Raw genomic sequence first — 12,496 nt, 5'->3', positions numbered from 1 at the left:
CGCAAACGAGGCCCTAAAGCCTCGATCCGTGGCTTTAGGGTGGAGGCATGTCCCAGCTGCACGAACTGGTTACCGCACTGGCTGCTCCCTGGGTGGTCCTCTCGCCGAGGTCCGGTCAGCTCACCGGCTCCGGCGCCGAGGGGGTGTACGCCCGTGACCGGCGCATCCTGTCCCGGCTCAGCGTCACCGTCGACGGCCGCGAGCCGGTCCCGGTGCACGCCGTCGAGGTCGGCGCGGCCGCCCATCAGTACGTCGCGATGGTCGAAGGTCTCGGCGACACCCGGCACGATCCGACCGTGATGCTGTACCGGACACGGGAGGTGGACAGCGACGGGCTGACCGAGCGGATCACGCTGGTGAACCGTTCCCGGGTGCCGATCGAGTGCCGGCTGGATGTTGCCCTGGGCACCGATCTCGCCGGCACCGCGGCCGTCCGCAGCGGCGCGGCGACCAGCCTGCCGCAGCTGCCGCCGCTGTCCGAAGGTCCCCGCCGGATGCGCTTCGAGAGCGGCGAGACCAGGGTCAGTGTGAACGCCGACCCGGGCATCTCGGCGACACCGCGGGTCGAGCCGGGGGAGGAGTTCACGCTGACCCTGCGGGTCACCGCCGACTTCCCGAAGTCCGCCACCGGCTTCTCGATCGAGCCGCCTGCGGACAGGGCGCCGTACGCCGTCGAGCTGACCTGCGACGACAAACGGGTCGAGCGCTGGCTGACCCGATCTCTGGAAGATGTGCAGGCACTGCAGTTGGCTGTCGGTGACGACCGCTACCTCGGCGCCGGCCCGCCCTGGTACCTCACCCTCTTCGGCCGCGACTCCTTGATCTCGTCGGGCATGCTGATCCCGGTCGACCCCAGTCTGGCCGCCGGCACGCTCCGGGCGCTCGCCGCCTGGCAAGGCACGAAGGTCGATCCGGAGTCCGCCGAACAGCCCGGCAAGATCCCGCACGAACTGCGGGCCGAGGTCGCGGACCACGGCGGCGGCCTCGTCCTGCCGGCGGCGTACTACGGCACGCACGACGCGACCCAGCTCTGGATCATCACGCTCCACAAGGCCTGGCGCTGGGGCATGCCCGCCGCCGAGGTCCGCGAGCTCCTGCCGAACCTCCGTCGCGCGCTCACCTGGATGAAGGAGTCCGCCGATCCCGATGGCGACGGCTTCCTCGAGTACGTCGATGAGTCCGGCCACGGGCTGGCCAACCAGGGTTGGAAGGACTCCGCCGACGCCGTGCAATGGCCCGACGGAACACTCGCCACCGCACCGATCGCGTTGTGCGAGGTGCAGGGCTACGCCTACGCGGCCGCGGTCAAGGGAGCCGAGCTTCTCGAAGCGCACGGTGAGTCCGGCGACGAGTGGCGCGAGTGGGCGGCCGCGTTGCAGGAGCGATTCCGGAGCGCCTTCTGGGTCGACGGCTATCCCGCCATCGCGCTCGACGGCGCCAAGAACCCGGTGATCGGCCGCGCGTCCAACATGGGCCACCTGCTCGGCACCGGCCTGCTCGACGCGGACGAGGAGCAGACGGTCGCCGATGTCCTGGCCGGCGCGGATCTGAACAGCGGCTTCGGCCTGAGAACGTTGTCCACGGCAATGACCCGGTTCAACCCGCTCGGCTATCACACCGGCAGCGTCTGGCCGCACGACACCGCGATGACGATCCAGGGCCTGTACGCCACCGGTCACGCGGCGGTGGCGTCGTCGTACGTGGACGGCCTGATCCGTGCCGCGGAAGCTTTCGACTACCGGCTTCCGGAGTTGTACGGCGGTCGCGGTACGGGAGAGGAGAACACGCCGACGCCGTACCCGTTGTCGTGCCGGCCGCAAGCCTGGGCCGCTGCTTCGGCGGTCGCGGCGATCGTCGCTTCACTCGGCATCGAGCCGGACGTGCCGGGGGAGACGCTGGTGGTGAATCCGGCGCAATCTCCCTGGCGTGCTCTCGAGATCACCGGGCTTCGGCTCGGTGACGACGTACTGTCCGTGCGCGTCGAGGACGATGTTCTCACTGTGCTGGAGGGACCTCAGAACGCGCTGACGAGTGCGAACGCCGACAGCCCGAGGTAGATCGAGGCGACGACCAGGTTGCGGCTGCGGCTGGTCGTACGAGCCGAGCGGAAGCGTCGGCCGACCGCATCCGCGCCGACGGCGTAGCAGAGGTCCAGCGCCAGGCCGATGAGCATCGCGCCGACGCCGAGCAGCAGCATCTCGGTGCGGAGTTGGTCCGGTGCGGCATCACGGGTGGTGAACTGCGGAAGGAACGCCAGGAAGAACAATGCGGCCTTGGGGTTGAGCAGATTCACCAGTACGCCGTCGCGGAAGACCCGGCCGAGTGGTGCGGCTTGGACTCCACCGGAGTGCTCGGCTGCCCGGGTCCGAATGAGCCTGAGGCCGAGGTACGCCAGGTACAGCGCCCCGGCGACGGTGATCGCGGTGAACAACGTGGGGGAGGCCTTCACCAGCGTCGCGAGGCCGAGCGCGGTGACGACGATGTAGACGATGGTGCCGGTCTCGATGGCCAGTGCCGAGACCACTCCGGCACGCCGTCCTTGGGTGAGGCTGCGCAGCGAGATGTAGACGTTGTTCGGGCCGGGCATTCCGACCAGCACCACCGTCGCGCCGGCGAACCCCAGCAGTTGCCCGATCCCCATCATCCCGCCTTTCCCTCGAACTGGACTGCTTCCTTGTACTAGCCTGGCGGCGCGAAAAGCAGTCCACCCGAGCCAATCCGAGGAGAAGTGGACCGTTCTGGAGACCCCGCGGCGCTGGCGCACCTGATCGGCCACCGGCTGTCCGGTCGCGCCGGCGGCCTGTACCGTCGGCTGGCGGACGAGATCGCGGCCCTGATCGGCTCGGCCGAGCTCCCGGTCGGCGCCCGCCTCCCGGCCGAGCGCCGGCTCGCCGAGTCCCTCGCGATCAGTCGCTCCACCGTGGTCGCGGCGTACGACGACCTCCGCGCCCGCGGTCTCGTCGAGAGCCGGCGCGGCAGCGGTACGACGGTCGCGCGATCGGCGGGACGTGGTCGTTCACGAGCGGACAAGCGAATGCCGACCGGGTACGGCGACTCGTTGTTCCACCGGATCGCGGTCGGCCCGGGTGAGGTCATCTCGCTCACGTACGCCGTCGACCCCGGGCTGCCCGAACTCGCCGAGGAACTGATCGACCTGGCGACCGGTGATCTCCCGGCACTACTCGACGACGTCGGGTACCACCCGCGCGGATTGCTCGTCCTGCGGGAGCGGATCGCCGAGCACTTCACCGAGTCCGGGCTGCCGACCTCGCCGGACGAGATCGTGGTCACGACGGGCGCGCACCAGGCGATCGCGCTGGTGACGCAGATGTACCTGCGGACCGGTGCCGCGGTGGCGATCGAGCAGCCCAGTTGGCCGGGGTGCTTCGATCTGTTCGGTGCGGCCGGCGGACAGGTGGTCGGCGTACCGCTGGATGATGCCGGGATCCGTCCCGACCTGCTGACGGCCGCGTTCACCGAGCACCAGCCGGCGATGCTGTTCGTGATGCCGACGTTCCACAACCCGACCGGCCGGCTGATGTCGGCCAACCGGCGACGGCAGGTCGCCGAAGTCGCCGCGCGGCACGGTGTCGTCGTGGTCGAGGACAACGCGTACTCGGCCTGGGACCCGGCCGGTCCGTCGATCCCGCCGCCATTGGCCGCGTACGCGCCGGAGGGAGCCGAGGTCCTGTCGATCGGATCGGTGTCGAAGGCGGTGTGGGGTGGGCTGCGGATCGGGTGGATCCGTGCGTCGCGACCGCTCGCGGAACGGCTGGCTAGGCACAAGGCGCTGGCGGACCTGGGAAGCCCGGTGATCGATCAGGCCCTCACCGCACGCTTGCTGCCGCGGCTCGCGGAGCTGACCGCTGAACGGGCAGGGGTGTCGACGGTGCGGAAGAAGTTGATGGGACAGTTGCTGACCGAACGACTGCCCGAATGGGAATGGTCCGCACCCGTCGGGGGATCGGCGCTGTGGATCCGGCTGCCGGAGACGGATGCACGAGTGTTCGCCCAGGTGGCGTTGCGGCACGGCGTCGAGGTGGTGGCGGGTCATGCGATGGATCCGACAGGCTTCCACGACGACTACTTAAGGGTTCCGTTCGCCTACTCAGAGCAAGTGCTTGATGATGCGGTCACACGGCTGGCCCGGGCCTGGCACGAACAGCGCCGGCATGGTCCGGCGCCCGGCGTACCTGTCGTGTAAATGAAGGATGGCGGCCACCCTGTCGGGTGACCGCCACCGAAGCCTGTATGACTTTGGCGCCGCCGTTGGCGCGTTTGGAAAGTCTGGTCCTTCTTACCGCTCGTCTTCCGTGGCGATGCTGGGAGTGGCTTCGAGCCGTCCAGTCTCGTCGTGGATCGTGATCGCGATGTGGCGCAGCTTCTCCGAGTGCTCCCGGCCGTGGTGCGCGCAGAAGAGCAGCTCACCACCGCTGGTCAGGGTGACTCGGACGTAGGCCTGCGCACCGCAGCGGTCACAACGATCCGCGGCCGACAGGGCCGAACTCGGGGCGAGTGCTGTAGTCATTGAGGCCTCATCTCATCTAGTTCCGTACTCACCAGATAGCAACATCCTGACATGCGGATCGCTTCCCGGGTGGGGCAACGTGTCCGTATGTGAGACGAACCATCTGTTCCCGTATGACGCATCTTGACGAGGAATCGTTTCGGAAGCGGGCGAATTCTTGTTTCCGGCGGGTGTCGGGCGTGTCTTCTCTCACTGTGCGCCATGGTGCGATCACCGTGCGCTGATGATCGGAGTGTCGTACACCACTCCGGATCGATTCCGGATCGATACCTGCCGAAACACCTTTCTGGTCGAGCGATCCGCTGAGGACCTAAGTACCCATCTGATGGCCTGCACAGCCCCGCCTGCAGGGATTTGGGGGTCGGGCCGCATAGGCTGTCGGCATGCGTTCGGAACCTGGCCGGTCCCGGATGTGGCCTGAGTGTGTGAACCAGTGAAGGAGCCCAGTGGCCGCCCCGACGCCTCGCAGTACCGAGCTCGACCCGACGTACAACGCCCGCAACTTGCTCGTCCTCGAAGGACTCGAGGCGGTCCGGAAGCGCCCCGGCATGTACATCGGGTCCACCGACAGCCGCGGCCTGATGCACTGCCTGTGGGAGATCATCGACAACGCCGTCGACGAGGCCCTGGCCGGGCACGGCGACCGGATCGACGTCGTGCTGCACCAGGACGGCTCGGTCGAGGTCATCGACCGAGCCCGCGGCATCCCGGTCGACATCGAGCCGAAGACCAAGCTCAGCGGTGTCGAGGTCGTCTTCACCAAGCTGCACGCCGGCGGCAAGTTCGGCGGCGGGTCGTACAACGCCTCCGGTGGTCTGCACGGTGTCGGCGCCTCGGTGGTGAACGCGCTGTCCGCGCGGCTGGACGTCGAGGTCGACCGCGGTGGTGTGGTCTGGACCACCTCGTTCCGGCGCGGTGTTGCCGGTGAGTTCGACAGCCCGGGCGCGAACGCCTCGTTCACGCCGGCCAAGGGGCTGCGGAAGGCCGGCCGGGCGAGGAAGGGTGTCACCGGCACCCGGATCCGGTACTGGGCGGACCGGCAGATCTTCACCCGCGACGCGACCTTCAACTACGACGAGCTCGTCACCCGGGCGCGGCAGACGTCGTTCCTGGTGCCGGGGCTCGAGCTGGTGATCCGCGACGAGCGGAGTGCCGAGCCCACCGAGGAGCACTTCAAGCACGACGGCGGGATCAGCGAGTTCTGCGAGTTCCTGGCCACCGACCAGAAGGTGACCGAGGTCGTCCGGCTGACCGGGACCGGGCACTTCACCGAGACCGTGCCGATGCTCGACGACGCCGGGCACATGACGCCGACCGACGTCGAGCGCGACCTGGACGTCGACATCGCGGTCCGCTGGGGCGACGGGTACGAGACCGAGGTCCGCTCGTTCGTGAACATCGTGGCCACGCCCAAGGGCGGGACCCACGTGGCCGGCTTCGAGCGCGCGCTGTCGAAGAGCTTCACCAACGCCCTCGACGGGACGCGGCTGCTGAAGAACGGCGAGGAGGTCATCAAGGACGACGTCCTCGAAGGCCTGACCTCGGTGGTGACGGTGCGGCTGGCCGAGCCGCAGTTCGACGGCCAGACCAAGGAGGTGCTCGGTACGCCGGCCGCCTCGCGGATCGTGGCGAAGGTCGTGCAGAGCGAGCTGGAGGCATTCCTCACCTCGAACAAGGCCGCCCAGAAGGCGCAGGCGCGGGCGGTGCTGGAGAAGGTCGTCGCCGCGTCGCGCACGCGGGTGGCGGCTCGTCAGCACCGGGAGCTGCAGCGGCGGAAGACCGCGCTGGAGTCGTCGGCGCTGCCGGCCAAGCTGGCCGACTGCCGCAGCAACGATGTCGATCGGTCCGAGCTGTTCATCGTCGAGGGTGATTCGGCCCTCGGTACGGCCAAGCTGGCTCGGAGTTCTGAGTTTCAAGCGCTGCTGCCGATCCGGGGCAAGATCCTGAACGTGCAGAAGGCGTCGGTCGGCGACATGCTGAAGAACACCGAGTGCGCCTCGATCATCCAGGTGGTCGGTGCCGGCTCCGGCCGGACGTTCGACCTCGAGCAGGCCCGCTACGGCAAGATCATCTTCATGGCGGACGCCGACTCCGACGGTGCCCACATCCGCTGCCTGCTCGCGACGCTGTTCTTCCGGTACATGCGGCCGCTCGTCGACGCCGGTCGCGTCTACACCGCCGTACCGCCGCTGCACCGGTTCGAGCTGACGAACCCGAAGAAGGGGCAGGACAAGTACCTGTACACCTACAGCGACGCGGAGTACCAGCGGAAGACGGCCGAGCTGATGAAGAAGAACGTCCGCTGGAAGGAGCCACCGCAGCGCTACAAGGGCCTCGGTGAGATGGACGCCGACCAGCTGGCGGAGACCACGATGGACCCGCGGCACCGCACGCTGCGCCGGATCACCGTCGACGACGGCGAGGCCGCCGCCGGCGTCTTCGACTTGCTGATGGGCAACGACGTCGCGCCACGCAAGGAGTTCATCGTCCAGGGCGCCTACGAACTGGACGAGAACCGCATCGACGTCTGATGCGTCGGCTGGTCTGCTTCGATCTCGACAACACGCTGATCGATCGGGACGGCGCGTTCCTGGCCTGGGCTCGGTGGTGGGTGGATCGTGCCGGGCTCGGTCCGGACGCGGTCGAGTGGTTGGTTGCCCATGACAACGGTGGGTTCACGCCGCGGGGTGAGCTGTTCGCCGCGTTCCGGGAACGGTTCGGGGTCGTCGTCTCGGTCGCCGAGTACGACCGGGAGCATCCGTCGTTCACGTGGGTCGAGCCGGCGGTGCTCGCGGGCTTGGAGTCCTTGCGTACGGCGGGTTGGCGGGTAGCCGTGGTCACGAACGGCGGTGTGGTTCAGCAAACCCGGAAGCTCGAGCACACCGGGATCGCGGGTGCCGTGGACTACTGCTGCATCTCGGAAGCAGTCGGAGTACGCAAGCCCGATCCGCGGATCTTCGCGATCGCAGCCTCGGAGGCCGGCGCGTCCCTGACCGACGGGTGGATGGTGGGCGACCATCCGTCGTACGACATCGCAGGCGGCATCAACGCGGGCCTTCGGACGATCCGGATCGGTCATCATCACGCCGTCGAGGAGCCGCGGGCCGACCACCACTTCGACATTGTGCTGAAGGCGTTCCCGGCCATCCTGGCCGGCTCGCCGTCAGGCGCCGCGGTGGACGAGGCCGGCTTCGTAAGCGTAGATGACGGCGTGGACGCGGTCTCGGAGGCCTAGCTTCATCAGGACACGGCCGACGTGGGTCTTCACTGTCGTCTCGGAGACGAAGAGCTCCGCAGCGATCTCGGCGTTGGTCAGGCCGCGGGCCAGCAGGCTGAGTGTTTCCTGCTCTCGGGCCGTGAGTGCATCGAGCCGGGCACGCAAGGACGGGTCGACGGCCCGAGGTCTGTCGAGGAACGACTCGATCATCCGGCGCGTCACGGAAGGGGCGAGAAGGGACTCGCCCGAATGCACCGCCCGAATTCCCGCGACCAGCAGCTCAGGGCGTACGTCCTTGATCAGGAAACCACTCGCTCCCGCTTGAAGGGCTTCGAAGACGTACTCGTCCAGGTCGAACGTCGTCAGCATGACCACCCGCGACCGGGTGGCGCCGTCGGCCAGCAGCCGGCGGGTCGCCTCGATGCCGTCCAACTCGGGCATCCGTACGTCCATCAGTACGACGTCGGGTCGCAGTTGCCCGGCCATCTCGACCGCTTGCATACCGTTCGCTGCCTCACCGACCACCGACATGTCCGGTTCGATCTCGAGGATCATCCGGAATCCCGCGCGGACCAGTGCTTGGTCGTCGACGAGCAGGATGCTGATCGGGCTCATGTCGGCTCCATCGGCAGCGTGGCCACCAGCTCGAACCCGCCTTCCGGCCGTGCCCGCGCCACCAGCGAGCCACCGTAGACGGCGACTCGCTCTCGCATGCCGAGCAGGCCGTTGCTGGGCTTGGCGTTCTGAGACGGCGCCGTCGCAGGGCCGTCGTCCCGAACCGCGAGCCGGAGGCGGTCCTGACCGTAGTCGATCACCACTTCGGCCCGGCGCGGACTTCGCGCGTGGCGGAAGGTGTTGGTCAGTCCCTCTTGCACGACCCGGTACGCCGTGAGGTCCAGGCCGGGCGTCAGATCGCGGACTGTCCCGATCACCGTGAGTTCGACCGGCAGGCCGGCGGTGCGGAACTTCCCGACCAAGCCGTCGAGCTGGGACAGCCCGGGCGGCGGCTGACGATCCTGGCCTGCCGGGCCGTCTCCGTCCTGACGGAGAACCCCGACCATCCGGCGCATCTCGGCGAGCGCTTCGCGGCCGACCGCCTCAACGGATTCCAGCGCCTCGCGCTCGGCCGCCTGCTCGGCGGTGAGCCGGCGTCGCACCGCCGACGCCTGCACAGTCATGACGCTGACGCTGTGTCCGATGACGTCATGGAGTTCGCGCGCGATCCGGTTGCGTTCCTCGGCTACGGCGCGCGACGCCAGCTGTTCGCGGCTCACCCTTCGCTGCTCCCGGTAGAGCAGTGTCGTCCGAACCAGCGCGCCGACAAGCCATCCGATGACCCACGGTGCGAGCCAGACGATGGTGTCCAGGCGGTCGGCGGTGCGCTCGTTCATCGGGTCGAAGGCTGCCCAGCCCGCCCACAGGACCACCCCGAGTGCGAGCCCGAGCCATGCCCGCCGCGGCTCGACGTAGCGCCCGACGCTGTAGATCGCGATCAGCGGCGCGAGGGCGACGCCATACCCCTCCGGCGAGCCGAAGATCGCGAACTCCGCAACGTATACCGCGACCATCGCGGCCAGGACGGCGAGTGGGCGAACCCGGCGGCCCACGAGAAGCAGCGCGGTCACGGCGTACAGCAGTGACTGGGCCCAGAGCGGTCCTTGCCGGTGCGTGGCGCCGATCCCTGCCCACGCCTCCAGCTGACCGAGAACGCCGACCATCACCGCGAGGGTGATGTCGAACGCCCAGTTCCGGGGGCTCACGAGTGAAACGGTACGCCGCTGTCCACCGGCTCACGTCCTCCTCGAGGAGGACCCGGGCATCCTGCTGTGGTCCACCCGATTTCCTGCGAGCGCAGGACGACCACGACAGGCTCCGATCCCTAGGTTCGTCCCAACGGCCGCAGGAGTGGCCCGCTGAGGGAGGACGAAGATGAGATCGATCGACATCACGCCGGCCGCGGCGCGGCGGATCAGCCTGGCCGCCTGGGTGATGGCGGCCTTCGGAACGGTCGCCGGTGAGCTGCACGCGCTGGCTCGGATCAACAGTCACCCCGGGGATCTTGCGTCCGGGCTCACCCGGGCCTGGGCAGTCCCCGCGATGTCCGCCGTACGGCCGCTGCTCGACTGGGGCGACCCGTACTTCGTCTACTGGACCTACGGCAAGATCTGGTTGCCGATCTGCCTTGCGTTCACCGCGGCGGCCTATCTGGTGTACCGGCGCCGCCGGCCGAGCGGCGCCGAGAAGTGGGCATGGCGCGTACAACTGACGGCCTACGTGGTCCTCACGCTGTCGGTGGCAGGCGACTACTACACGCGGTGGACCGACCAGTTCTTCCTCGTGGGGCTGGGAGCCTTCGCGCTCGTCGGGTTCGGCGGCCCGGTCCTGGGGATCATGTTGCTCCGCAAGGGATTCCGGCCGCGCGTCACGGCCTGGCTACTGATCTCGTTCCTGCCGTTCTTCATGGCGATCACGACGGTGACGTCGATGGGCAACGCGCTGCTGCCACTCATGTGGGGCTGGGCAGTGGCGGCTGCGTCGGTCGTCCGGAGTTACTCCCGTGGTGGTACGGCGAGGACGGTACCGTCCGGAGCGGGAGCGACTGGAATGCCGTCGACGGACACCTGGTAGCCGTCGGTGGTGATCGTCAGGTCGATGGTTCGGTCGCGGTACACGAGGTCACGAAGCTCTATGGTGCCCTCGGCAACGGGTTGCGGGTGAATGGTCAGGGAGCCGTCAGGGTGCGGGTGGATGCCGGCGAGGCCGGTGAGGATGGCTTCGGCGCCGGTGAGGCCGGCGATGATGTTGATGCGGCGGCCGGTGGCGGGGGCTCCCGGCTTGTCGCAGTAGTGGTCCTGGGGGAAGTACGGGTAGTGGTCGCCCATCCAGAAGTGGCGGCGCAGGACGTCCCACGCGAGTGCTGACTCGCCGCGATCCCAGAGCGTGAGAGCGAGTTGAGGGCCTTCGCCGGTGTAGGCGCCGGCGCCGGACCAGTCGATGTCGGCGGTCTCGTAGTGGAACTCGTCCTCGGCACTGACACTGCTCACGCCGTACTCGCCGAGGAAGGCGCCGACCTTCTTGGTCAACTCGGCCGCGACCTCGGGTGGGCACGCGCCGGAACGCAGTACGTCGAAGGCCTGGATCGAGTAGGTGAGTTCGGTGTGGCCGCCCGGGTAGCGACTGCGGAACCAGCCTGCCTCTGGATCCCAGAGCTGCCGGATCAGCTCGGCGCGGATCTGCAGCGCGGATGCCCGGAGCTCGTCGGCCGGCAGTGCGGCCCCGGTGAGATCCGAGAGGTCGGCGAGAGTGTCGAGCGCCCACGCGCGCTCGGCGTTCGGACTGGCAACTACGTGCTCCCAGCCGGCACTCCGCATCTCGAGCAAGTTGCTCTGGTCGCCGTAGTCACGCAGTACGCCGGTCTGGTCGTCGGGCTGGAACCGCTTGTCGAGCGCGATCAGTACGTCGTACAGCCGAGCGATCACCGTGGGATCGAGCCGGTGCTCGGCCGCCGCGGCCCGGGTCAGGGCGACGAGGGACCAGCCACTGTAGGCATAGGCGACGCCCAGACCGGTGCCGTCGGGGGCGATCGCGTAGCGGTCGGTGAGGTCGGCGTCGAGCAGTGACTCGATGATGCCGAGGACGTTGTCGCCGAGCATCAGACTGAGCAGGTTGGGCGCGTAGCCGCCGGTGTCCCAGGCGTAGGCGCACAGGGCACCACCGTCGAGCCCAGAGGTCGCGATGAACGGCTGGGAGACGAAGTCCGGGTGGTCCCACCAGCACACGAGCCCACTGGCGAGCGAACGGCGGTAGTACTGCTCGAGCCCGGGGATGTCGGACGTGAGAGTGGGGAGTCTGCCGAGCGCCTGACTGAGACGGGACTCCCACTGGCGGGTGGTGTGCTCAGCGTCGGTGACCGCGGCACTAGTCCCGACGCCGAGGGTGATGGTCACCTCGCCATGGGGTTGGAGGGTTGCGGACAGGCTGTCCTTATCCAAGGTGACCGGGAGACCGGTGCCGGGTTCGGGCGGGACCCAGCCCCAGTCGGAGAGCGGTACCTGGCTGGCTTGGGTCGCGGCGAGCTCCGGGTGGATCGTCAGTTGGTGGGCGCCGGCGGAGCGGTTGCGGATGGTGAGGGTGAGGCCGTAGCCGGGGGAGCCGTGGCGTGGGGTGAGGGTGGACTCGACGGCTAGCGAGGTCAGGCGGCCGGCGTCGTACTGGTGGTAGGTGCCGCGACGGACGAGCCGGTCCGGGCGCCAGGTGCCGCCGGCGGGGAGCAGACCACGGTTGCCGGCTCCGGGTCGCGCGGCGTCGAGGATGTGCCGGCCGTCGACGTCGAACGAGATCGTCAGCCGGCTGTCGGGGGCGGCGAGCGGGGGAGCGAACCAACCGCCGACGCCGCACACGGTGCCCGTCAGTTGGTTGACGGTGCCTGTGCCGCTGCCCACCCAGAGGTCAGCGGGCGGTACGGCGCGGCGGAGGTCGAAGGCGAAGTCGTCGAGCGAGTACGGCGGCATGGGCGGCCTTCCTGGGCAGCACGAGCAGCCGGCCGGGCCGGCTGGATGTGGGAGCACGGTGAGGTGACGTGCCGGACCGGTCCCGGCAGGTGATCCCGGCCTGCGTAGGACCGGTCCAACACGATGGGGCGATGCTGGCACGAAAGGGCCGAGCGGCGCAATGCCTCGGATGGAAACCGTTTGCGCATTAGGTGTTGACGGCGTTCTGGCGCACTGTTACGTTCCGGTGCACCAGCCGTT

The 12,496-nt window shown here is 68.7% G+C and carries 10 protein-coding genes; 5 read left to right on the top strand and 5 right to left on the bottom strand.

Going from position 1 to position 12,496, the window contains the following annotated elements; genetic code table 11:
- Positions 1-47 precede the first annotated feature (47 nt).
- Positions 48-2,057 (top strand): amylo-alpha-1,6-glucosidase, encoded by a 2,010-nt coding sequence (locus tag ACZ3HV_RS12265; RefSeq protein ID WP_465683586.1) that lies wholly within the window; start codon positions 48-50, stop codon positions 2,055-2,057.
- On the opposite strand, the gene ACZ3HV_RS12260 is transcribed toward ACZ3HV_RS12265, so the two are convergent.
- The gene (locus tag ACZ3HV_RS12260) at positions 2,015-2,644 is read right to left on the bottom strand and encodes a LysE family translocator (protein WP_465683584.1); all 630 of its coding nucleotides are present in this window, start codon (positions 2,642-2,644) and stop codon (positions 2,015-2,017) included. The two genes, ACZ3HV_RS12265 and ACZ3HV_RS12260, sit on opposite strands and share 43 nt — an antisense overlap.
- 84 nt (positions 2,645-2,728) lie before the next feature.
- On the opposite strand from ACZ3HV_RS12260, the gene ACZ3HV_RS12255 reads away from it, so the two are divergent.
- Complete coding sequence (locus tag ACZ3HV_RS12255; RefSeq protein ID WP_465683581.1) at positions 2,729-4,204, top strand: aminotransferase-like domain-containing protein; 1,476 nt, start codon at positions 2,729-2,731, stop codon at positions 4,202-4,204.
- 93 nt (positions 4,205-4,297) lie between these two features.
- On the opposite strand, the gene ACZ3HV_RS12250 is transcribed toward ACZ3HV_RS12255, so the two are convergent.
- On the bottom strand, positions 4,298-4,528 hold the full coding sequence (locus ACZ3HV_RS12250) for a DUF7455 domain-containing protein (protein WP_465683579.1): 231 nt from the start codon (positions 4,526-4,528) through the stop codon (positions 4,298-4,300).
- A gap of 446 nt (positions 4,529-4,974) precedes the next feature.
- Here ACZ3HV_RS12250 and ACZ3HV_RS12245 point away from each other — a divergent pair, with 446 nt between their 5' ends.
- Both ACZ3HV_RS12245 and ACZ3HV_RS12240 read left to right on the top strand, forming a co-directional pair.
- Positions 4,975-7,059, top strand: coding sequence for a DNA gyrase/topoisomerase IV subunit B (locus ACZ3HV_RS12245; protein ID WP_465683577.1), 2,085 nt, complete (start codon positions 4,975-4,977; stop codon positions 7,057-7,059).
- A complete protein-coding gene (locus ACZ3HV_RS12240; protein WP_465683575.1) occupies positions 7,059-7,763 on the top strand; it encodes an HAD family hydrolase in 705 nt (234 codons plus the stop codon). Before ACZ3HV_RS12245 ends, ACZ3HV_RS12240 begins: the two co-directional genes overlap by 1 nt.
- Here the strand turns inward: ACZ3HV_RS12240 and ACZ3HV_RS12235 are convergent.
- On the bottom strand, positions 7,692-8,360 hold the full coding sequence (locus ACZ3HV_RS12235) for a response regulator (RefSeq protein WP_465683573.1): 669 nt from the start codon (positions 8,358-8,360) through the stop codon (positions 7,692-7,694). The two genes, ACZ3HV_RS12240 and ACZ3HV_RS12235, sit on opposite strands and share 72 nt — an antisense overlap.
- Complete coding sequence (locus tag ACZ3HV_RS12230) at positions 8,357-9,505, bottom strand: sensor histidine kinase (protein WP_465683571.1); 1,149 nt, start codon at positions 9,503-9,505, stop codon at positions 8,357-8,359. The genes ACZ3HV_RS12235 and ACZ3HV_RS12230 overlap by 4 nt, the downstream gene beginning before the upstream one ends.
- Before the next feature lie 169 nt (positions 9,506-9,674).
- Between ACZ3HV_RS12230 and ACZ3HV_RS12225 the strand changes: the two genes are divergently transcribed.
- Positions 9,675-10,373, top strand: coding sequence for a hypothetical protein (locus ACZ3HV_RS12225; RefSeq protein ID WP_465683569.1), 699 nt, complete (start codon positions 9,675-9,677; stop codon positions 10,371-10,373).
- On the opposite strand, the gene ACZ3HV_RS12220 is transcribed toward ACZ3HV_RS12225, so the two are convergent.
- Positions 10,295-12,256 (bottom strand): MGH1-like glycoside hydrolase domain-containing protein, encoded by a 1,962-nt coding sequence (locus ACZ3HV_RS12220; protein ID WP_465683567.1) that lies wholly within the window; start codon positions 12,254-12,256, stop codon positions 10,295-10,297. The genes ACZ3HV_RS12225 and ACZ3HV_RS12220 overlap by 79 nt on opposite strands.
- Positions 12,257-12,496 lie beyond the last annotated feature (240 nt).

Source organism: Kribbella sp. NPDC020701, from assembly GCF_055562215.1.
The sequence above is the reverse complement of the archived record's forward strand: the minus strand, read 5'-3'. Positions and strand labels throughout refer to the sequence as shown.

Coding starts and splice junctions, on each gene's coding strand:
- ACZ3HV_RS12265 (WP_465683586.1), top strand. CDS start 48: ATGTCCCAGCTGCACGAACTGGTTACCGCACTGGCTGCTCCCTGGGTG.
- ACZ3HV_RS12260 (WP_465683584.1), bottom strand. CDS start 2,644: ATGATGGGGATCGGGCAACTGCTGGGGTTCGCCGGCGCGACGGTGGTG.
- ACZ3HV_RS12250 (WP_465683579.1), bottom strand. CDS start 4,528: ATGACTACAGCACTCGCCCCGAGTTCGGCCCTGTCGGCCGCGGATCGT.
- ACZ3HV_RS12240 (WP_465683575.1), top strand. CDS start 7,059: ATGCGTCGGCTGGTCTGCTTCGATCTCGACAACACGCTGATCGATCGG.
- ACZ3HV_RS12235 (WP_465683573.1), bottom strand. CDS start 8,360: ATGAGCCCGATCAGCATCCTGCTCGTCGACGACCAAGCACTGGTCCGC.
- ACZ3HV_RS12225 (WP_465683569.1), top strand. CDS start 9,675: ATGAGATCGATCGACATCACGCCGGCCGCGGCGCGGCGGATCAGCCTG.
- ACZ3HV_RS12220 (WP_465683567.1), bottom strand. CDS start 12,256: ATGCCGCCGTACTCGCTCGACGACTTCGCCTTCGACCTCCGCCGCGCC.